General features: G+C 71.5%; 21 protein-coding genes and 1 pseudogene. 13 read left to right on the forward strand and 9 right to left on the reverse strand.

Annotated features, from left to right (window positions below; all coding sequences use genetic code 11):
- The first annotated feature begins 13 nt into the window (after window positions 1-13).
- Both FH610_RS02945 and FH610_RS02950 read left to right on the forward strand, forming a co-directional pair.
- Window positions 14-718, forward strand: coding sequence for an ABC transporter ATP-binding protein (locus tag FH610_RS02945; RefSeq protein WP_139572607.1), 705 nt, complete (start codon window positions 14-16; stop codon window positions 716-718).
- Entirely contained in the window at window positions 718-3,129 is a 2,412-nt protein-coding gene (locus FH610_RS02950) for an ABC transporter permease (protein WP_139572608.1), read from the forward strand. Before FH610_RS02945 ends, FH610_RS02950 begins: the two co-directional genes overlap by 1 nt.
- Before the next feature lie 79 nt (window positions 3,130-3,208).
- Here the strand turns inward: FH610_RS02950 and FH610_RS02955 are convergent, their stop codons facing one another.
- The 5 genes and pseudogenes from FH610_RS02955 to FH610_RS02975 form a co-directional block, all read right to left on the reverse strand.
- Complete coding sequence (locus FH610_RS02955) at window positions 3,209-3,859, reverse strand: response regulator (RefSeq protein ID WP_139572609.1); 651 nt, start codon at window positions 3,857-3,859, stop codon at window positions 3,209-3,211.
- Window positions 3,856-5,109: a sensor histidine kinase gene (locus FH610_RS02960; protein WP_139572610.1), complete on the reverse strand. Its 1,254-nt coding sequence runs from the start codon at window positions 5,107-5,109 to the stop codon at window positions 3,856-3,858. The genes FH610_RS02955 and FH610_RS02960 overlap by 4 nt, the downstream gene beginning before the upstream one ends.
- A gap of 52 nt (window positions 5,110-5,161) precedes the next feature.
- Window positions 5,162-5,302: pseudogene (locus tag FH610_RS02965) on the reverse strand (ATP-binding cassette domain-containing protein); the annotation flags it as partial.
- Window positions 5,299-5,658, reverse strand: coding sequence for a membrane-associated sensor domain-containing protein (locus tag FH610_RS02970; RefSeq protein ID WP_139572611.1), 360 nt, complete (start codon window positions 5,656-5,658; stop codon window positions 5,299-5,301). The gene FH610_RS02970 and the pseudogene FH610_RS02965, both read right to left, overlap by 4 nt.
- A 373-nt stretch (window positions 5,659-6,031) precedes the next feature.
- The gene (locus tag FH610_RS02975) at window positions 6,032-6,517 is read right to left on the reverse strand and encodes an FBP domain-containing protein (protein ID WP_139572612.1); all 486 of its coding nucleotides are present in this window, start codon (window positions 6,515-6,517) and stop codon (window positions 6,032-6,034) included.
- Window positions 6,518-6,761: 244 nt separating this feature from the next.
- Here FH610_RS02975 and FH610_RS02980 point away from each other — a divergent pair, with 244 nt between their 5' ends.
- The 3 genes from FH610_RS02980 to FH610_RS02990 all read left to right on the forward strand — a co-directional run bounded on the left by FH610_RS02980 (window position 6,762) and on the right by FH610_RS02990 (window position 9,145).
- Entirely contained in the window at window positions 6,762-7,070 is a 309-nt protein-coding gene (locus FH610_RS02980; RefSeq protein WP_139572614.1) for a MiAMP1 family antimicrobial peptide, read from the forward strand.
- Between the two features lie 190 nt (window positions 7,071-7,260).
- Entirely contained in the window at window positions 7,261-7,851 is a 591-nt protein-coding gene (locus FH610_RS02985) for a DinB family protein (protein ID WP_139572616.1), read from the forward strand.
- A gap of 244 nt (window positions 7,852-8,095) precedes the next feature.
- A complete protein-coding gene (locus tag FH610_RS02990) occupies window positions 8,096-9,145 on the forward strand; it encodes a DUF418 domain-containing protein (RefSeq protein ID WP_139572617.1) in 1,050 nt (349 codons plus the stop codon).
- On the opposite strand, the gene FH610_RS02995 is transcribed toward FH610_RS02990, so the two are convergent.
- The gene (locus FH610_RS02995; RefSeq protein WP_139572619.1) at window positions 9,142-9,879 is read right to left on the reverse strand and encodes an FMN-dependent NADH-azoreductase; all 738 of its coding nucleotides are present in this window, start codon (window positions 9,877-9,879) and stop codon (window positions 9,142-9,144) included. The two genes, FH610_RS02990 and FH610_RS02995, sit on opposite strands and share 4 nt — an antisense overlap.
- A 64-nt stretch (window positions 9,880-9,943) precedes the next feature.
- Between FH610_RS02995 and FH610_RS03000 the strand changes: the two genes are divergently transcribed.
- The 4 genes from FH610_RS03000 (at window position 9,944) to FH610_RS03015 (ending at window position 13,750) form a co-directional block, all read left to right on the forward strand.
- Complete coding sequence (locus FH610_RS03000; RefSeq protein ID WP_139572621.1) at window positions 9,944-10,885, forward strand: sigma-70 family RNA polymerase sigma factor; 942 nt, start codon at window positions 9,944-9,946, stop codon at window positions 10,883-10,885.
- A 166-nt stretch (window positions 10,886-11,051) separates the two neighbouring features.
- Window positions 11,052-11,849, forward strand: coding sequence for a putative protein N(5)-glutamine methyltransferase (locus FH610_RS03005; RefSeq protein ID WP_205825493.1), 798 nt, complete (start codon window positions 11,052-11,054; stop codon window positions 11,847-11,849).
- A gap of 79 nt (window positions 11,850-11,928) precedes the next feature.
- Window positions 11,929-12,813 (forward strand): fructosamine kinase family protein, encoded by an 885-nt coding sequence (locus FH610_RS03010; RefSeq protein WP_139572622.1) that lies wholly within the window; start codon window positions 11,929-11,931, stop codon window positions 12,811-12,813.
- Window positions 12,814-13,165: 352 nt separating this feature from the next.
- Entirely contained in the window at window positions 13,166-13,750 is a 585-nt protein-coding gene (locus FH610_RS03015; RefSeq protein ID WP_139572624.1) for a dihydrofolate reductase family protein, read from the forward strand.
- 259 nt (window positions 13,751-14,009) lie between these two features.
- Here FH610_RS03015 and FH610_RS03020 read toward each other — a convergent pair whose 3' ends face one another.
- Window positions 14,010-15,017 (reverse strand): RNA polymerase subunit sigma-70, encoded by a 1,008-nt coding sequence (locus FH610_RS03020; protein ID WP_139572626.1) that lies wholly within the window; start codon window positions 15,015-15,017, stop codon window positions 14,010-14,012.
- Window positions 15,018-15,411: 394 nt separating this feature from the next.
- Here FH610_RS03020 and FH610_RS03025 point away from each other — a divergent pair, with 394 nt between their 5' ends.
- From FH610_RS03025 to FH610_RS03035, 3 genes are read left to right on the forward strand one after another with little or no spacing between them, the layout of a single operon-like run.
- On the forward strand, window positions 15,412-15,870 hold the full coding sequence (locus tag FH610_RS03025) for a MarR family winged helix-turn-helix transcriptional regulator (RefSeq protein WP_240808711.1): 459 nt from the start codon (window positions 15,412-15,414) through the stop codon (window positions 15,868-15,870).
- Window positions 15,867-17,300, forward strand: coding sequence for an MFS transporter (locus FH610_RS03030; protein WP_139572628.1), 1,434 nt, complete (start codon window positions 15,867-15,869; stop codon window positions 17,298-17,300). Before FH610_RS03025 ends, FH610_RS03030 begins: the two co-directional genes overlap by 4 nt.
- Before the next feature lie 33 nt (window positions 17,301-17,333).
- Window positions 17,334-17,627 (forward strand): DUF1330 domain-containing protein, encoded by a 294-nt coding sequence (locus FH610_RS03035; RefSeq protein ID WP_139572630.1) that lies wholly within the window; start codon window positions 17,334-17,336, stop codon window positions 17,625-17,627.
- A 127-nt stretch (window positions 17,628-17,754) separates the two neighbouring features.
- Here FH610_RS03035 and FH610_RS45570 read toward each other — a convergent pair whose 3' ends face one another.
- Window positions 17,755-18,051, reverse strand: coding sequence for a transposase family protein (locus FH610_RS45570; RefSeq protein WP_205825494.1), 297 nt, complete (start codon window positions 18,049-18,051; stop codon window positions 17,755-17,757).
- A gap of 222 nt (window positions 18,052-18,273) precedes the next feature.
- On the opposite strand from FH610_RS45570, the gene FH610_RS03045 reads away from it, so the two are divergent.
- Complete coding sequence (locus FH610_RS03045; protein WP_139572633.1) at window positions 18,274-19,230, forward strand: phosphotransferase family protein; 957 nt, start codon at window positions 18,274-18,276, stop codon at window positions 19,228-19,230.
- Between the two features lie 19 nt (window positions 19,231-19,249).
- Here the strand turns inward: FH610_RS03045 and FH610_RS03050 are convergent, their stop codons facing one another.
- On the reverse strand, window positions 19,250-20,434 hold the full coding sequence (locus tag FH610_RS03050; protein ID WP_139572634.1) for an alpha/beta hydrolase family protein: 1,185 nt from the start codon (window positions 20,432-20,434) through the stop codon (window positions 19,250-19,252).
- Window positions 20,435-20,473: the final 39 nt, after the last annotated feature.

Below are 20,473 nucleotides of genomic sequence, written 5' to 3' on the forward strand. Positions count from 1 at the left end.
AAGCCTCTCTGCCATGACGACCACCATCCGGCAAGGCGCTCAGGAACCCGTGGCCGCCAGCGCGCGGGACCTGACCAAGACATACGGCCGAGGCGATGCCCAGGTGCATGCCCTGCGCGGCGTCGACCTCGACCTCCCGCGAGGGAGGTTCACCGCGATCATGGGGCCGAGCGGGTCGGGCAAGTCCACGCTGATGCACTGCCTGGCCGGACTCGACCAGGCAGGCGGCGGCACCGTCACCGTGGCCGGCACCGACCTCGGATCACTCGACGACGACGCGCTCACGATCTTCCGCCGCGAGCACGTCGGCTTCGTGTTCCAGTCGTTCAACCTGCTGCCGATGCTCACCGCGGGCGAGAACATCGTGCTCCCGCTTGAGCTGGGCGGTCGCCGGATCGACGACGCCGTGCGCGAGCGCGCGCACATGCTCGCAGACACCCTCGGCGTGGCCGACAGGCTCGGCCACCGGCCCGCGGAGCTGTCCGGCGGCCAGCAGCAGCGGGTCGCGATCGCCCGGGCCCTGATCACCCAGCCGGACCTGTTGTTCGCCGACGAGCCCACCGGAAACCTGGACAGCACCACGTCGGCGGAGGTGCTGGATCACCTGCGCCGGTCGGCGCGCGAACTCGGCCAGACCGTCGTGATGGTCACCCACGAACGGGACGCGGCGACGTACGCCGACTGTGTGGTCACCATGCAGGACGGGCGGATCGTCTGATGCGTACCGTCTTCCTCGCGTCGCTGCGCACCCACATCCGCAGGTACGTCGCCGCGGCGGTCGCGATCACCGTCGGAGTCGCCTTCGTCGTCGTGGTCGGCGTGCTCACGTCCGGGGCACACAGCGGACTCATGGACGGACTGGGGGCGCCGTACCGCAATGCCGACCACGTGGTCTCGGCGGCGGGGTGGCCATCGTCCGAGATGGACCCGAAGGCCGTGATCGCATTCGCCGAGCGACACGGTGAGAACGCGGCCGCGACCGGCCGGGCAACGCTGCCGGCGCGCGCGAGCGGCCGGCGACTCTCCGAAACGACCGTGGGGCCGATCGCCACCTCGGAGAAGTGGCGCTGGCAGGAGCTCAGCTCGGGTCGCTTCCCAGCACGCACGGGCGAGGCGGTGGTGGACGTGTATTTCGCCCTGGCCGAGAACATCGCGGTCGGTGACCGGGTTCGGATCGGCGAGGGCGCCGCCGCGCGTGACGTACGAGTGGTGGGTCTCGTGCAGTCGCCCTCGCCCCCGGCCCAGGCCTCGATGTACGTCACCTGGCCGCAGTTGCTGCAGTGGCGCGACCACCTTCATCTGAACGCGGTGGCGGTGCACGGGGAGGTAGGTCGGCTCCCGGAAGGCGCGAAGGCGCAGTCGCCGGAGGGGTTCGCCGCGGAGCGGCTGACCTATGTCCAGAACAGGGTGAACAGCTTGTCGGTGATGCTGCTGTTGTTCGCCGGCATCGCGCTCTTCGTCTCGGTCCTGGTCATCGCGAACACGTTCTCCATCCTGCTCGCGCAACGACTTCGCGACTTCGCACTGCTGCGCTGCATCGGCGCGACCCGGCGGCAGGTGGTGCGTTCGGTACGCCGGGAGGCGGCCGCCGTCGGGGTGCTCGCGTCGTCGACCGGGGCACTGGTCGGCGTCGGTCTCGGCTACGGGCTGGTCGCCCTGATCAACGCCCTCGCGCCCACCGCCCCGATGGGCGCCGCCGAGTTGCCCACGCTCTGGCTGCTGGGCGGGTTCGCCGTCGGCCTGGTGGTCACCATGGTCGCGTCCTGGTTGCCGATCCGGCGTGTGGTCCGGGTGAGCCCGCTGGCGGCGCTGCGCCCGGATGCCGCGGTCGGCGTACACACGGCCACCGGCCTGGTGCGGCTGGCGCTCGCTGCGCTCCTCCTGGTCGTCGGGCTGGCCCTGCTCGGAGTGGCGATGATCCAGGACAGTACGGCGCTCATGCTGGCCGGCGGAGGATCGGTGTTCGCCGGCGTACTCCTCTTCGGGCCGGTGCTCGTCCCCCGCCTGGTCCGGATCACCGGCGCGCTGCTCGGCCCCGCCGGGCGGCTGGCGACCGAGCACGCTGTACGCGATCCGCGCCGGACCGCCACCACCACTGCCTCCCTGCTGGTCGGCGTCACCCTGGCGACCGCCGTACTCACCGGGATGGCCACGTGGCGCTCGGCGGTGAATGAGCGAATCGGTAGGGACCACCCCATCGATATCGCGCTCACCTCGCCCGAGGAGCCGGTCACCACCGACCTCCTCAACCGGGTGCGTCGCACTCCCGGTGTGGAGCGGGCCGTCCCAGTGGACGGCGCCGTGGCCCGAATGGCCGGGCTCGACGAGCCGATCGCGGTTGTCACCGCGCCGGCCGCGCAGCAGGTGGCCCGCGACGGCGGGGCGTTCGCCCGGGTCGAGCCGGGGAAGATCAGAGTCGATCCCGAGGCGTTCGGCAAGGACCTGAGTCTCCGGCCCGGTGACCGGGTCACGGTGCGCGTCGGCGACCGGCGAGCCCAGTTGCAAGTCGCCGTCGGCACCGGCTGGGGCCCGGCGGGCGTGGTCGCGCCCGAGACGCTGGCGACGCTCACCGACGCCCCCGAGCCGCATGCCATCTGGATCCGCGCCTCCTCCGGCGCCGACCCGGCTCGACTCGGCGGCGACCTGGACGAGCTGGCGGATCCGGTTGGCGCGACGATCGAGAACGGGTTGCGGACCTGGGAGTCGCTGGACCGGCAGCTGGGAATCTATACCTGGTCGGCGCTCGGCCTGCTCGGCATCGCCGTCGTGATCGCCCTGATCGGGATCGCGAACACCCTGGGGCTCTCCGTACTCGAACGCGCCCGCGAACACGCGATGCTGCGCGCGCTCGGGCTCACCCGCAGGCAGCTACGGCGGATGCTGGCGATCGAGGCAGTGCTGCTGTCGGTGGTGGCCACCCTGCTCGGCACCCTGATCGGCATCGGGTTCGCCTGGGTCGGCTACGAGACGTTCGTGACGCGGGCTCTCAGCGACGCCACCATGCAAGTCCCCTGGCTATCACTCGCCGTCGTCGTCCTCATCGCCGTCATGGCCGGACTCCTCGCCGCTGTTCTCCCGGCGCGCCGGGCCGCCCGGGTGACTCCGGCCGCAGGGCTGTCCCTTGACTGATGCCCTCGTCAGTCGCTTGGCCGGCGGCCGCTGACGTCCGCCAGTCATGCGGGCACTGCGTACAACGACGGCACCCCTGTCACGGACGCTCGGGAGCAGCGAGCAGGCCGCGGTTGTAACCCTCCGCGACCGCTGCCGCACGGTCGTTGACGTCGAGCTTCGCGTAGATGTTGAGCAGGTGAGTCTTGACCGTGGCCTCGGTGATGAACAGCCGGGCGGCCGCCTCCCGGTTGGTGTTGCCGGCCGCGACCAGGCGCAGCACCTCCAGCTCGCGCTGGCTCAACGGGCCGGTCGACGGGGCCGGGGTGCGCAGCCGGCTCATCAGGCGGGCGGCGACCGACGGAGAGAGCGCGACCTCGCCGCGAGCGGCCGAGCGTACGGCGCGCAGCAACTCGTCCCGCGGCGCGTCCTTGAGCAGGTATCCGATGGCGCCGGCCTCGATCGCGGGCAGCACGTGGCTGTCCGTGTCGTAGGTGGTCAGCACCAGCACCCGGGCCGGTACGCCGCGCCGGGTCAGCTCGCCGATCGCGGTGACGCCGTCCATGCCGGCCATCCGCAGGTCCATCAGGATCACGTCCGGCCCGAGCGCCTCGGCCAGCCGCATCGCCTCCGCCCCGTCCGCCGCCTCGCCGACCACGGTGAACTCGGGGTCGCGGGCGAACATGCTGCTCAGCCCGTCCCGTACCACCGGGTGATCGTCGACGATGAGCAGCTTGATCGGGTCACTCACGAACGCACCTCCGGCGCCTCGGCGGGCAGGCAGGCCGAGATCCCGGTCCCACCCCCCACCTCCGATTCGATCTGCAACGTGCCCGACAACGCCTCGATCCGCTGCCGCATCGCCACCAACCCGAAGCCCCCGGCGCGCTCGACCTGGGTGGTCGGATAGTCGAAACCGCGGCCGTCGTCGCGGACGTCGAGGGCCACCTGCCGGTCCATGTAGGAAAGGGTGAGACCGACGCGGGTGGCGGTGCCGGCATGCTTGGCGACGTTGGCCAAGGCCTCTTGGGCGACCCGTAACAGGGCGACCTCGGCCTCCGGGCGCATCGTGCGGGGCTCGCCGGTGACGGTGACCTGGGCCGGGATGCTGTGGCGGGCCGACCACTTGGCCGCCACCTCGGTGATGGCGTCGGCGAGGCGGCCGGTCTCGAGCGGCTCCGGGCGCAACTCGTTCACCGAGCGCCGCGCCTCGGTCAGGCTCTCCCGGGCCAGCGAGGTCGCCGCCGCGTGGTGCCGGCGCCACGCGGCCGGATCGTCGGCCGCATGCTCGGCGGCCTGCAACTGGGTGACGATGCCGGTCAGGCTCTGGGCCAGCGTGTCGTGGATCTCCCGAGCCATCCGGGCCCGCTCGTCCAGGACTCCGGCCGCGCGGGCCTGCTCGACCAGCCGTTCCTGCAGCGCCGCGTTTTCGGCCACCGCCGCGGCCAGCCGAGCGTTGGCCTCCCGGGCCTCGCGCAGCGCCGCCTCCCGGGAGGCGTAGTACCGCGTGCCGATCTCGCCCATCCAGGCCACCAGGCACATCGGCGCGATGTTGACGACCAGGATCCCCAGGTACTCGAAGCGGCCGATCCAGGAGCCGGGGTCCAGGCCGGCCGACTGTGCCGTGCCGGCCACCACCGCGGCGCCGGCGATGAAGTACAGCTCGCGCGGCCAGCCGATGATCCGGTACGCGTAGAAGTACAGCACCGGCGTGTAGAAGCCGAACCACGGGTTGCGCACGACCATGACCAGGCCGAACAGAATCAGGCCCGCCAGGAAGACGCCCATCACGCCGATCCGGTCGCGCCATGCCGGACGCAGCGTGAAGAGCGCCAGGCTCCACACCGCAGCCGCCGCGCAGAGCGCGAGGTCGATGGCGAGGGAGCCCGGCTGGTCGTGCTTGAAGGCGATGGTCAGGGCGGCCATGACGGCCAGCAGCACGTACGGGACCACGGTGACCATGGGCCGGAACCGTTGTTCCCAGCCCGCCGGCCCGGCCATCTGCCAACTCTGCATCGCGTACCTACTCCCAGCGGAACAATCTAGCCGCCGCCACGGCCGTGGTCTTCCCTGCGCCGTTACGCCCGAGGATGCCGAAGATCTCCCCCTGCCTCACGGTGAACGAGACGTCATCCAGGGCCACCGTGCCCCCGTAGCTCTTGTGGAGGTTCTCCACCTCGATCACCGCACTCACGGCCGGACCGCCCGGCGCCGGTTGATCTGCACGACCACGGCCAGCAGGAGCAGGCCGCAGATGCCCTGCTCGAACTTGAGCCAGAGCGGGAACGTGTCGGGCAGCGCGATGATCACCACGATCGCGACCAGCATGACCGCGGTGACGACGCGCAGCCGCAGCAGCATCCGGCGGTCGCCGCGGGCCGCCCGGACCGCGAAGAACAGCGTGAGCAGCGAGGAGGCGGCGACGATGGTGCTGCGGATCCAGACCGCGGTGGTGACCATCGTCGCGTCGTGCCGAAACACGATCACCGCCACCAGTGTCAGCAGGCTGACCGCGGCGTACCCGCTGATCAGCCAGACCACATTGCGCATGTCGGTTGCCTCCGTCTCTTCGTTCCCTGACGGGAATCAGCGTCGCAACGGAGGCACCCCATATGGATCGCCCGATCTCCCGAGCGGGCGGTGGAATCGGCCGCTCGCCCACGTGGTGGAGCGACTCCACCGATCGGTGGAGTAGGGGCGTTCAGGCAGGGCGGGATCGGCAGGTCGAGGTCGAGACGGGCGCGGTTCCAGGAGCCCGGCAGCGCGGCCGCCCTCCGGCATCCGGTCGCCGAAGAGCAGCGCGCCGGCCGACGTGACCGGCATCAACCGGCGTGGCGGCGCCCGCTGATACCGGTCGAGGGCGTGGGACAGCCGACCGGCCGCCTCGGCGTACTCAGGAGGCCGCGCGTGTGGAAGGCGGCGGTCACGCGGTCACCTTCTGGAGGAACTCGCCCACGTTGACCGCGGTCCTGCTGATCTTCTCTTCGAGCGTGAGCGACTCGGGCATCCGCCCGCCGGGCCCGACGTCCTTCTTGCCCCGCAGGTAGAGGGAGCAGGCCAGGTCGGTGCAGATGTAGGCGCCAACGGAGTTGCCGCTGCCGCCGGTGCGGCGGGCGGTCATCAGCGACACCCCGTCGCCGGTGTGCGTGGTCAGGCAGAGCGAGCACATGCTGCGCCGTACGTGTCCGGCATTGGAGGTGGCCCGTCGTAGCGCCACCCCCACCAGACGGTCACCCTGCTCGGCGACCAGGTATGCGCGACCCGGCGAGGAGGGATCCTGCCAGCCCAGGAAGTCCAGGTCGTCCCAGGGCCGCATATCCAGGTCCCTCGGTACGGCAAGGCGTTTGACCTCGCCCTTGGTGCAGTTGACGAACGAGGCGCGGATCTCGCGCTCGGCAATTGGCCTCATAGGCCCGAACCTACCGATGGCCGGTTTTATGGGCAATCGATTATGCATCCTCCTAGGAGCCCTAGGCAGGCCATCATGTGTCACCGGCACCGTCACCGCGGGTCCGTTCACTGGCCGTTCCGCGGTGCAGGTCGCCCGACGCCGACCATCACCTGAGCTCCCCATGTGCAGGGGGTGACGGAGTGAGCACTCTCCGTTACCGTTCGATTACTAAGAGAGAAGTTCGGCCCGCCCAAGGAGCGTCATGAGAAGGTTCGTCCTCGTCCCCGCCCTGACGGCCGCGACAATCGCGATCAGCGCCGGCGCCGCCTACGCCTCCCAGTACGTCGCCTATGAGGGACCCGGCTTCAGCGGCAGGTCGGTGGTCATCGACCGCTGCGGCGTGTCCAACATCCCCTTCCACGGGTCGTACCGGTGGTACGGCGACGGCCAGAGCGGCCGGATGTACAACCAGCCCGACGCTCAGGGCGTGGCCCACTTCACGCTCGCCGCCGACAGGAACGCGGAGCAGAGGACTCCGGTCGGCTGGAAGAGCATCTTCATCGTCTGCTGACCCCGGCTCCGCCACGCCCCGTCCCCGGGACCCTCCGGGGGCGGGGCGTTCCGCGTTGCGGGAGGACCACCGCCTCCCGGCCGTGCCCCGGCCGGGCCATGCCGGCGATCGCTCCCACCGTCGCGCGACTCGACGCCCGCGCCCGAGAAACGCCGATGCGGCTGCCGACGCCGGCTGAAAGACTGCGCGGATGATCGCATGGGAACCGAAGAATGATCTGCACCGCTATCTGCAAGCCGCCCGCGACGCTCTGCTGTGGAAGCTCGACGGGCTCTCCGAGTATGAGATCCGCCGCCCGCTGACCCCCACCGGCACCAACCTCCTGGGGCTCGTCAAACACCTCGCGGGGGTGGAGGCGGGCTACTTCGGCGAGACCTTCGGGCGGCCGTTCGGCGAACCGCTGCCGTGGATGGAGGACGACGCCGAGGACAACGCGGACATGTGGGCCACGGCGGACGAGTCGCGTGACGACATCGTCGGGCTGTACCGCCGGGTATGGCAGCACGCGGACAGCACGATCGCCGCGCTGGCGCTCGACGCGACCGGCCGCGTGCGGTGGTGGCCGGACGAGCGGAACGAGGTGACGCTGCACCAGATCCTGGTGCACGTGATCGCCGAAACCAACCGGCACGCCGGCCACGCCGACATCGTCAGGGAGCTCATCGACGGGGAGGCCGGGATGCGGGACGGCAACCTCAACCTGCCCTCCGGCGATCAGGAGTGGTGGGAGAGCTACCGGAACCGGCTGGAGCAGACGGCGCGGCAAGCCGGCCAGAACTGATCGCGTTTCGCGCCACTCGGATCGTCGCGGCGGCCGGGAGCGCCTTGTCGGTGCCCGGTGACGTGCCGGGCGGCCCGCCCGAGCGGGACGAGGGGCGTCGGGGTGCGCCGCCGGCCTGGCCGTACCAGGGGAACGCCACGCTGAGTCCGGCCTCCGGAACTGGCCGGAAGTACGGTCGCGGGCGGCGCGAACCATGCTTCCGGCCGATAACGGCAGGGGGCCGCCGCCCGCAGGATGAGGCCCCATGCATCGTGAGAACGCCACCTCCCCCGCCGTGCGCCTCCGGCCCGGCGAGGCCGGCCACGCCACCACCTCGGCGGGCCGCCCGCGCATCGCCGCGCTCGACGTCGTGCGCGGGTTCGCCTTGTGCGGGATCCTGCTCGCCAACGTCCAGCCGATCGCCGCGACCGGCGCGTTCGTCGCGCCGTCCACCCCCGGGGGAAGTGAGGCCGCCTGGCTGGGCCTGCTCGTCGAGCAGCGTTTCTTCCCGATCTTCTCCCTGCTCTTCGGCGTCGGGTTCTCGCTGCTGCTGGACTCCGCGGCCGCCCGCACCGCCCGCCCGCGCGTGGTCCTGCTGCGCCGGCTCCTGGCGCTGCTCGCGCTCGGCGTGGCGCACTTCGTGCTGCTGTGGCACGGCGACATCCTGAGCACCTACGCTGTCATCGGCCTGCTGGTGCTGCTGCCCTCGACCTGGCTGCCCCGGCTGGCCGTCGCCGCCCTCGCTCCCGCGTTCGTCGCGGTGTCGCTGCTCGTCGGAGGCGACCGGTTCGCCCTGATCGCCGGGCTGTTCCTGCTGGGCTCGGCACTGGTCCGGTACGGCGTGATCGACCGGCTGGAGCAGTCGGCGCGTGTGCCGGCCGTGCTCGGGCTGGTCCTGGCCGCCGCCGCGGCGCCCGTGCTGTGGCTCCAAACCCGGTTCGACTCGGCCGACCGCGGCTTCAGCATCTCCCTGGCCGGGGCCGGACTGCTGATCGCCGGGGTGTACGTCTGCGCCCTGCTGCTTGTGCTCAGGACCCCGCTGCGGCCGGTGCTGCGGGCCGTGTTCGCGCCGCTCGGGCGGATGGCGCTGACCAACTATCTGTCCGCGACTGTCCTCGTGCTGGCGGCGGGCCGCGCCCTCGACGGCCCGCCGCACACCTGGCCGGCCCCGGCCGTGCCCCTGATCGCCGGCGTCATCCTCGCCGTCCAGTGGGTGTGGTCCACCCTGTGGCTGCGCCGCTACCGGCAGGGCCCGCTGGAGTGGCTGTGGCGCTGGGCCACCTGGGCCCACCGCCCGCCCCTTCGCCGTGACTAGACGACGCCACGACCGCGAGCCGAGAGAGCCTGCGGAAACGCCCGGTCACCCTCCCCTTCCCCGGCCAGCGCACTCACCGCGGCGTACGCCTCGGCGAGTGACCTGTCGCCCAGCTCCCGGAAGCGGGCCAGCGCCGGGACGTCCCCGGCGCGGGTCATCTCGGCCTGCACGACGTGCAGGTTCTCCTCGGCCACCCCGAGTTCGAGGAAGTACGTCCGCAGGTAGGGCGTCTGGAAGTCGAAGCCCTCCCGCGGGGTGCCGGGACCGTAGGCGCCGCCCCTGGCGGTGACCACCACCACCCTCGTGCCGCGCAGGCGGCTGCTCTCCGTGGCGGGATCGGCGTACGCCCCCGGGAAGGTCACACGGTCGATCCACGCCTTGAGCGCGGCGGGCACCGTGAAGTTGTACATCGGGACGCCGACCAGCACGGTGTCCGCCGCCAGCAGTTCCCTGATCAGCGGCAGCGTCAGCGCCCACTCGCGTTCCTCGCCCGGGCCGGTGACCATCGCGGCCACCCGCGCGAGCGGGACGACCCCGTGCCGCTCCACCCGGCGGCCGAGCGTCGTGTAGGCGTGAGACACCAGCGGCACGGGGTCGGCCGCCAGATCCCGGTAGCGGTACCCGATCGTGCCGTGCCGCCGGCACCAGACCTCGGCGAACGACGCCGTCAGCCGCCGGGTGACCGAATCGCCCGCGAGGCTCGCGCTGGAATCGACATGCAGCAATGACGTCACCTGTCACCTCTCCTGCCTCGTGTACGTCATGGTGGTGACGAAACACGCGGGGGAAAGGTGACCGATGGGCGAGCACGACGGGCTGGCGGAACTGTTCGAGACGCACCGTCCCCATCTGCGTGCGGTCGCCCACCGCATGCTCGGCACCGGGGGCGAGGCCGACGACGCCGTCCAGGAGACCTGGCTGCGGCTGAGCCGCTCCGACGTCAGCGAGGTCGCCAACCTCGGCGGATGGCTGACCACGGTCGTCTCCCGCGTGTCCCTCGACATGCTGCGCGCCCGGGCCGCCCGCCGGGAGGAGGCCGCGCCGCGGCCGTACGACCAGGCGCGGGACGACCGGGCAGTGGACAGCACGGTGTGGAACGGCGCGGTGTGGAACGGCGCGGGCGACCCCGAGCAGGAGGCCGTGCTGGCCGACTCCGTGGGCCGGGCGCTGCTCGTCGTGCTGGACACGCTGACTCCCGCCGAACGGGTCGCGTTCGTGCTCCACGACGTCTTCGCCGTGCCGTTCGACCAGATCGGCCCCATCGTGGGGCGGTCGCCGGCCACCGCCAAGAAGCTCGCCAGCCGGGCACGTCACCGGCTGCGGGGCAGGTCAGAGACCACCGGCGCGGAGGCCGTGCGGCACCGGCGCGTCGTGGACGCCTTCCTCACCGCCTCACGCGAGGGCGACATGGACGGGCTGATGGCGGTGCTGGCGCCCGGAGTGGTGCGCCGGGCCGATCCGGCCGCGTTGCCGCCGGGTGTGCCGGCGGTGGTGCGTGGTGCTGGGGCTGTCGCGCGGGAGACCGTCGTCCTCGGCCGGCGGGCCCGGTTCGCCGAACCGGCGCTCGTCAACGGAGCCGTGGGCGTCGTGGTGGCGCCGCGCGGCCGGTTGCTGCTCGCCCTCGCCCTGGCGGTCGAGGGCGAGCGGATCGCCGAGATCGACGTGGTGGCCGACCCCGCGCGGCTGCGCGCGCTGGACCTCGCTCTTCTGGACCTCGCTCTTGTGGGCCAGGCCGTGTGAGGGTGCACCTACGGCCTGGTGTAGGGTGCCGGTCACGGCGGCGACGACACGAGGAGGTGAGCCCCATTACCGCTGAACACGTCGGGTGCTCCCTTCTCCCCATGCGTACGGTCGCGTAGAGACAGACGACCGCGGGAGCGCCCTCGGCACTCCGAAAGGCTCTCCCTTGTCACTGTCCTTCTCCCCCGCTCTTCCCTCGATCGTGGCCCGGCTGCGGGCCGCCGGATGCGTGTTCGCCGAGGACGAGGCCCGTCTGCTGGTCTCCGCCGCGCGTACGCCCGCCGAGCTCGACGACATGGTGGACCGGCGCGCCCGCGGCCTGCCCCTGGAACACGTCATCGGGTGGGCCGAGTTCTGCGGTCTTCGGCTGGCCGTCGATCCGGGGGTCTTCGTGCCCCGGCCGCGCACCGGGTTCCTGGTCCGCCAGGCCGCCGCACTCGCCCGGCCGGGCGCCGTCGTCGTCGACCTGTGCTGCGGCTCGGGTGCGATGGGCGCGGCCCTGGCCGCCACCGCGGGGCCGGTGGAGTTGCACGCCGTGGACGTCGACCCCGCCGCCGTACGCTGTGCCCGCCGCAACCTCGCCTCTGCGGGCGGCAGGGTGTACGAGGGCGACCTGTACGCGGCCCTGCCGGCCGCGCTGCGGGGCCGGGTGGACGTCCTCGTCGCCAGCCCGCCGTACGTGCCCACCGGCGCGATCGGGCTGTTGCCGCCGGAGGCGCGCGAGCACGAGCCGCAGGTCGCGCTCGACGGCGGCGCCGACGGGCTCGACGTCGTGCGCCGGGTCGTCGCCGGGGCGGACCTCTGGCTCGCGCCGGGCGGCCATCTGCTCGTGGAGACGAGCGAGAGCCAGGCGGAGGAGACCGCCGAGGCTGTCGCCCGTGCGGGGCTCGCCGCCCGCCTGACACACGACGAGGAACTGGACGCGACCGCCGTGATCGGAACCCGGCCGAGCCCCGCTCACTGAGCGGCCACGGCGGCGCAAAACCGGCTGATCGGCTCCGGGTGCCCTTGTCCGGGCCCTCGGGGAGTAAAGGAGCATACCCGTGACAGACGCGACGTCCTTCCTGCTGGAACGCCTGCACGCGGCCGGCCTGACCGACGTCGTCGCGGTCGAGCCGGCCACCGGGGGCCTCGCCGCGACCGCGGGGCTCGCGCGCCGCGGTGACGGCACGTCGGTGTTCGTCAAGGCGTTCGGCGAGCCGCCGTCGGACGACGCCTTCGCCGCGGAGGCCGAAGGGCTCACCGCGCTGCGCGAGGCGGGCGGCGTCGCCACGCCCGAGATCATCCTCGCGGACCGCGACCTGCTCGTGCTGTCCGTGCTGCAGGCCCGGCCGGGCACCGAGGCCTTCTGGGAGCGGTTCGCGCATGTGCTCGCCCACCTGCACACCACCACGCGGTACCCCCGGTTCGGGTGGCACCGGGACAACTGGCTGGGCCGACGTCGGCAGGTCAACACCTGGGATGACGACGGGTTCGAGTTCTTCGCCCGGCATCGTCTGCTGCGCTGGCTCGGCGAGCGTCGCGTCCAGGAGGCGCTCGACACCGCGGACCGGGCGGCGCTGGAGCGGCTGTGCGATCGGCTGCCCGAGCTGCTGCCGGTCAGGCCCGCGTGCCTGACGCACGGCGACCTGTGGGCGCTGAACGTCATGGCCACCCCCGGTGGGCGGCCCGCCCTGATCGACCCGGCCGTGTCGTACACGTGGGCCGAGGTCGACCTGGCGCACCTCTGGACGACGGCGCCGCCGCCCGAGGCGCACGTGTTCTTCGAGCTGTACGCCGAGCTGACCGGGCTCGACCGCGACTGGCGCGAACGCATGCCGATCCTCCAGCTACGCCAGCACCTGGCCGTGATCGCCCAGTTCGACCCCGACTGGGGCGCCGCCGACCTGGTGCGCGCCACGCTCGCCCCGTTCCGGAGGCGGCCGTGAGCTCTCTTCCCCTGTGCAGGCCGGCCTCTTGGGCCGGTGTCACTCGGCGTGCGGCTTGACCCGACCGCGGATCTTGCGGCGCACGTGCGGCCGCTGGTCGCCGAGCGAGATGCCCAGCGTCGGGAACTGCTTGGCGATCTCCAGCGCGGTGAGAGGGCCCGGAGCTGTAGCTGTGTGACCAGGCGTTTACGAGGGTGAAATCGAGATCCGGCCGGTGGTGCTCGAGCCCGCCGAGTACGTCGTGCCGAGTCCGGAACGCGAGGACTACCTGCGGACGCAGATCGCGCACCGATTAGGTTTCCGCGCCGCGCCCGTCTGTACGTGTGAGATCGACTCACGGAAGGCTGGCACGATGCGGAAACTGATCTTCGGCATGAACGTGACCCTGGACGGCTACATCGCCGCGCCCGGCGACGACCTCGGCTGGAGTGGGGGGGAGGGACCGGACTCGTCGCCGAGCGACGAGCTGTTCCAGTGGTGGTCCGACCGGGTGGACGCGACGGGCCTGGCGCTGTACGGGCGCAAGCTGTGGGAGACGATGAGCTCCCACTGGCCGACCGCCGACAAGCAACCGGGTGCCACACCGGCGGTGATCGAGTTCGCCGGCCGCTGGCGGGACATGCCGAAGGTGGTGTTCTCCTCTACGACCCGCACGGTCGACTGGAACACCCGTCTGGTCACCGGCGACGCGGTCGCCGAGATCGCCCGGCTCAGGGCCGAGGACGGCGGCCCGATGGACATCGGCGGCGCGACGCTCGCCGGGGCGGCCATGCGGGCCGGTCTGATCGACGAGTACGCGCTGGTCACCGTGCCGGTCCTGGTGGGCGGCGGCACGCCGTTCTTCACCGCGCTGGACAGCTGGGTGAACCTGAACCTGGTCGAGACACGGACATTTCCCGGCGGCGTGGTGCTGACCCGATACGAGACGAGGCGATGAGCACGGGCCAAATGCTCGGCTCGTAAGGCCAGGTCGAAATCCTTCCTGGCGTGCTCACCGTGACCCTCGGCCATGAGGGAACCTTTTCCCGGCCCTTCCTTGCGTTCCGAGTGAGCTGTTGACCGACTCGCTGAAGATGAGGACGACGCCTCGTTGATCGTGCCGCGTTGGTGTTCAGCTGGTCGGGGTGCTCATTCCGCGGTGACTTCGGTGACGCCTGCCCGTGCGCTGGACTCGTCGACGATGGGGACTTGTCTGATCACAGCGTCGCGGGCAGGCCCAGCCATTGTTTGCCGGTGACGTCGAATCCGGTGAGCTCGGCGATCTTCCCGTCGACGATGTGCAGGACCGCGATGTTCAACAAACGGTATTCCGGGTCGTCGGGGGTGCGGAGGTACAGCACGGCGGCAGGCATGCGGTTGACCGTCGTGGCGATGCAGCGCCAGTCGTCGTAGCCGCGCTGGAAGAGCCCACCGGAGACCCAGCCGTCCACCGCGTCCTTGGCCGTGACGATCAAGGTGCCCGGCTCGGGCAGCATCGCGAAGCGCAGGTCGTCGCGCAGCAGGGCCGTCAGCCCGTCGAGGTCGTTGCGCTCATGGGCGTCCATATACGACTTCACCACGCCGCGCTCGTCATCCGACAGCTCGTACGTGGCAGGGCTCCGCCAGTCGAGGCGGCGGTCGGGCAGCTGCTCGCGCATCGTCACGCGCGCACGCTGCAGTGCACTGGTCACCGATGCGACGGTCAGCTCGAGGGCGTCGGCGGCCTTCGACGCCGGCCAGCCGAGGACGTCGCGCATGATGAACACCGCCCGCTGCCGCGGCGGCAGGTGCTGGACGGCGACGATGAACGCCAGCTCGATCGTCTCCCGCGCCACCACCGATTCCTGCGGGTCCTCCGGGAGCATCCGGTCCGGGTAGGGCTGCAGGTAGCGCACTTCCGAGCCCGCGCCCGGCAGCTCGGCAGGCACGGGTGTGCGGTCGTTGCGCTTCTCCAGGAAGTCGAGGCAGGCGTTCGTCGCGATCCGGTACAGCCAGGTCCGCAGCGCAGCGTGGCCCTTGAACGACTCCCGCTTGTTCCACACCCGCAGGAGCGTCTCCTGCGTCATGTCCTGGGCGTCCTCGTAGTTCGCGAGCATCCGGTAGCAGTGCACCTGCAGCTCACGCCGGTAGCGCTCCGTGATGAGAGCGAACTGTGCTGCGTCGTTTGAGCGGGCCGCCGCGATGAACGCGGCCTCGTCGTCGCCTAGCAGTCTGGCGTCGGTCATGGTCGTCGATCCTTCCACCGGTGGCGAGGGGCTACCAGAACTGACGACGTGGCGGAGGATTTCTGATCGGTGAAGCCGCTGACACCCGGCCGTTCGTCAGGCCGGAGAGGTCGGGGTCGATCCAGGGGACGTGTTCGGGTCGGGCACACGATCCCGGCCGGCCAGCGGCCGACGCCTGGGGGCGGTTTTCTTCTCCGGTGCGCCAGGCTGCGCGTTCAGCCGGGGTGAGCTGCCGGGCGAAGACCTCCTGCAGGATGCGCAGCGCGAGCGGCCGAGCTCCGGCCCAGCCTTGGCGCAGGAGGTCGGGCACGACCGCCCCCAGAGATGGCTCGCGCGGCTGACCGCCGTCGACCATTTACATAAACTGTGAATATAAAAATGCTATGCTTCGAGCATGAGTCGTCAAGTCACCGCTCCTGGCGCGTCCGCCGCCATCGGGGCAGCCCTCTACGGCCTGGCCACCAGGACCGCGAGGCGCCTGCCCCGGGACATGAGCCTGACGTCCGCCGCCACCCTGGCCACCCTGGACCGGACCGGCCCGCGGCGCATCACCGATCTGGCCGCGGTCGAGGGCGTCACCCAGCCCGCGATGACCGCCCTGGTCCGGGTGATGGAGGAGTCCGGCCTGGTCGAGCGGCGGGGCGACGCGTCCGACAAGCGGGTCACGCTGGTGTGCCTGACCGAGGCCGGCGCCTCCTATGTCCGGACGCGGCGCCAGGCGGGCATCCACGCGTTCGAGCGGTTGATCGACGAACTCACCGGCGACGAGGTCGAGGCGCTGGTGGCGGCCCTTCCGGCGCTGAAGCATCTGGCAGAGCTCGAAAGCCAGGACCGCGAAGGGCCGAAGCAGTGACCGGGCAGCCGGTCGGCGGGGTCGCGGCGAAGGCGTTCCCGGTGGCGCGTTCCGAGGCGCGGTTGCTGGTCCCCGCCCTGATGTTCATCGCTCTGGTCGTGGCGGCGGTCGCCAGCCTCGGGACGCCGCTCATCACCAGCGTGGCGACCTCGTTCCACGTCTCACTCGGCAGCGCGCAGTGGACGCTGACCGTCGCGCTGCTCAGCGGCGCCGTCGCCACGCCGGTCCTGGGCCGGCTCGGAGCCGGCCCGCACCGGCGGGCCGCGATCCTCGCCACGCTGGCGGTCGTCGTCGCCGGCAGCGCGCTCACCGTGCTGCCGCTGCCGTTCGCGTGGCTGCTGGCCGGCAGGGCGGCCCAGGGCGTCGGGCTCGGGCTGACGGCGCTGATGATGGGCGTGGCCCGGGACCACCTCCCCGAGGAGCGCAGCGCGGCCGTGATCGCCCTGATCTCGGTGGTCTCGATCATCGGGGCCGGCGTCGGTTACCCGCTGGCCGCACTGCTCGCCGAGCTCGGCGGGGTACGGGCCGCCTACGGCCTCGGCCTGGTCGTCACCGCCGCCGCCCTCCTGACCGCGTGGCGCTCCGTGCCCGAAGCCCCCGAAGGCCGCTCCGCCCATGTGGACGTGGCAGGCGCGGTCGTCCTGGCCGCCGCGCTGCTCCTGGTGCTGTTCCTCGCCGGCGAACGGAATCTGTGGAGCCGGCACCTCGCCGTGGCGGCGGGCCTCGCCGTCGTCGCGGTGGTGCTGCTCTGCGTCTGGGCCGTCATCGAGCTGCGCAGCACGACGCCCCTGGTCGATGTGCGGGCGGTGCGGCACCCGGCGGTCGCCGGGGCGAACCTCGCCATGTTCGTCGGCGGGATCGGCATGTACCTCCTGCTCACGCTCATCACCCGGTACGCGCAGACGCCGCACGGCGCCGGCTACGGCTTCGGGCTGACGACCTTCGTCGCCGGGCTGGTCCTCATCCCGTTCTCGGTGCTGGGGTTCGTCGCCGGCAAGCTCACGCCGCGGGTCCGGACGCGGATCGCCGACCCCCTGCTCCTGGCCGGCAGCGCCGTCGTGGTCGGCGGCGGGTTCGCCCTGTTCGCGGCGGCCCGGTCAGACCTGGCCGAACTGTTCGCGGCGATGGGCGTGCTCGGCTTCGGCGTCGGCGGCTTCTCGGCCGCGATGCCCGGCGTCATCCTGGCCGTCACCCCCAAGAGCGAGACGTCGAGCGCCATGAGCTTCAACTACGTCGTCCGCAGCGTCGGGTACTCCCTGGGCAGCGCCATCGGCGGCCTGATCCTCGCCGCGGGCACCGGCCCCGGCCACCTCTTCCCCGACGACAGCGCCTACACCACCGCGGCGCTGGTCGGCATCGGCGCCATGGCGATCACGACGCTGACAAGCCTCGCTCTCGCCCGCCGACGCTCGTCCGAGACCAACCCGTAAGTAAGATCCACTCATTCCAACACTGGAGGTTCCATGCCCAAGGGCTACTGGGTCAGCGCCTACCGCACCATTTCAGACCCTGAGAAGCTGGCTGCTTACAACAAGCTGGCCGGTCCGGCCGTCAAGGCCGGGGGCGGTCGGACCCTCGTCCGTGGCGGTCGGGTCGTGGCGCATGACGCCGGACTCGCCGAGCGCACCGTCCTGGTCGAGTTCGACAGCTTCGAGCAGGCCGTCGCGGCGTACGAAAGTGCGGCCTACCAGGAGGCGCTGGCCGCCCTCTCCGACGGTGTCGAGCGCGACTTCCGCATCGTCGAAGGCATCGACTGACCGAGGTCCAGTCGGATCTTCACTGAAGACCCGCCATCTTGGTCTTCGCTGGTGCGGCTGCTGGCGTGGCGGGGTTCGTGGGTGCTCGTGCTGGTCGTGGGCGGCTGTCTTCGGTCTTGATCGTCTGTCAGCGGTCGGGTTCGAGGTTCGTCAGGACGAGCAGGGCGCGCAGCAGGTTGGTGGCGCGGGCGGGGCTCGTGCGGAGTTTGGCGAGGATGCGCCAGGTCTTCAGGTGCGCGAAGCCGTGCTCGACGGGGGCGCGGCCGGCGGCTTTCAGGTGCTCGACGATGTGGTCGTGGGTGCGCCCGGGCCTCGCGGCGGAGATCCGGATCAGGCGTCCGCGTTCGCCGGTGAGCGCGAGGAAGTGCAGGCCGTGGCGCTTGTGCTTCCCCGAATAGTTCTTGCGGTTGTCCGTGATGTGCATCGGTGAGTAGGGCGTGGCACTGACATTGAGTCGGCGCTGTCACTGACATCTTCTCCGCGCCCAACACGTAGCTCTCCAGCCCCTGGCTGATCACGGCGACATGACCGCGGACCTGCCTGAACAGCCCACAACGAGGGCCCTTACGACCGATCTCGCGGACTTGTTCCTCACCGGCCGATAACCGGTTGATCGGCTTCCCGGGTGTTCGTCTATCGTCGGGCCATGTTTTCCGACGTGCGGCTGCCGACGGCCGAGACCCAGGAGCAGTTCATGGCCGTCCGGCGAGACGAGTCCCGTCTCGCCCCGGCCGTCTCCGCCCTGGTGAGGAGTCTCGGGCTCGGTGACGAACGCGTCGAGCGCTTCGCCGACGGGTCGCTGCCGGTCTACTCGGTGGGCGACCGGCATGTGCTCAAGCTCTACCCCGAGGTCTACCTGCCCGAGGAGTACGACACGGAGCTGACCGTCCTGCGGGCCGTCGAGGGACGCCTGCCGATCCCGACACCGCGAGTCCTGGGGGCGGAGCATCTCGACGGATGGAGCTACATCCTGATGACCCGTCTGCGCGGTGAGAGCCTCGCCGTAGCGTGGCCACGCATCCCTCGCGACAACCGGCTGGAACTCGCCGCCGCCGTGGGCGAGACGCTGGCCGCGCTCCATTCGGTGTCCTCGCCCGAGGTCGGCGCGGTCGTGAAGCCGCCCGACTGGGACGCTTTCCTCCGTGCGCGGCGGGAGGCGTGCGTGGCCCACCACCGGGCCGACGGGCTGGACGAGGCGTGGCTGGCGCAGATCCCCGACTTCCTCGACAGCGTCGAACTCCCGCCGTCCACGCCCGTCCTGCTGCACACGGAGGTGATGCGCGAGCATCTGCGGGTGGTGCGGGACGGCGACGGCTGGCGGCTGTCGGGCCTGTTCGACTTCGAACCCGCGATGCGGGGCGCGCGGGAGTACGAGTTCGCCTCGGTGGGGCTGTTCTTCTCCTGCGGAGAGCCGGAGATCCTGCGCCGTCTGCTCCTCGCGTACGGCTACCGCGAGTGCGACCTGGGCGAGGAGCTGAGCAGGAGGCTGCTGGCCTACGCCCTGCTGCACCGCTACAGCAGCCTCGCCTGGTATCTGACCCGGATGCCCGCGCCGCCGCGGCCCACTCTCGACTGCCTGGCCGCGCACTGGTGGGCTTTGTAGGCCGGGAGCGTCCCGCGCGCTACCGGCACCTCTCGCCCGGGGTGCAGAACCGCACCTCGGGGTAGCGCGGAGACGGCTCGTCCAGCAGGGATTGCGGCTCGTGACGCAGGTGCCGGTCGAGGAACGCGCGGACGTACGTGCGGGTGATCTCCATGGAGCGGGCCGGGGACAGGTCGCCCGGGACGGCGATGCCGAGAGCGTCCGCCAGGAGCGGCACATCGGTGAAGGACTGGTGGTCGGCTCCGGGCAGGACGAGCCAGCGCTTCCAGCCGGTCAGAAGCTTCCAGTCGCGGTCCCAGGAGTTGTCGCGGCCCGCGGGCCGGTGTCCGGCAGAACCCATGAACAGGAACGGCCGCGACAGCCCGCTCTTCGGGATCCGGGCATAGGTGGTGCCGTCCATGTCGATCCCGGCGCGCACCCGGGAGTCCTTCAGCATGGCCGCCACGGCGCCGGCACCGCCGATCGACTGGCCGGCCATCGCGATCTCGGACGCGTCGATCAGGGAGGATCCCTCCCACTTCGCGTCCGGTCCGGTCAGCTGGTCGAGCACGAAGGAGACGTCGGCCGCGCGGACCCCGGCCACCTTCGTGCCGAAGCCGGGGTCGGTGTCGCTGTCGCACGCGACGCATTCGGCGACCCGCCCGTCCGGGAACGTCGTCGCGTAGTTCTCGTAGGTGTGGTCGACGCCGGCCACCACATACCCCCTGCTGGCCAGTTCCTCGGCCAGGGCCGTGAGCGTGCTCCGGGGCAGGGTGAACCCCGGCGACAGCACCACCAGCGGCAGGCCGCCTTTGCGCCCGGCCGGTTTCGCGTCCTTGAGGGCGTTGGTGCGGGCGCGGCTCAGCGCGTCGTACGGCACGCCGGTCACCTTCTTGCCCTTCAGCGTGAGCTCGGACTCCTTGGCGGTCATGTAGAAGGCCCGCGATCCCTCCCCTGCCCGGGCCGGGTACCACAGGGTGACCATGAGCTCCCTGGCCCTCACTTCGGGCACCCAGGGGTCGGGGCGGGAGGTGTCCTTCAGATACAGGGTGGTCGCGCCGACCGGATGGGGGCCGGTGGGCGCGGGCAGGGCCGCGGCGCCGGTGGGTGCGGCCGACGGGGAGGTCGCGGCGGCGACGGACCTGGGCGGGGCCGGCGCGGTGCAGGCGGCCGCGGCGAGGACGACCAGCCCGGCGACCGCCAGGTCCTTGACGGCATGACTCATGAAGCGGTCCGTCCTTTCATGCGGCACGTGCTCACGTGC

The sequence above is a fragment of the Microbispora catharanthi genome (genome assembly GCF_006334915.2).
GTDB classification, from domain to species: Bacteria; Actinomycetota; Actinomycetes; order Streptosporangiales; family Streptosporangiaceae; genus Microbispora; species Microbispora catharanthi.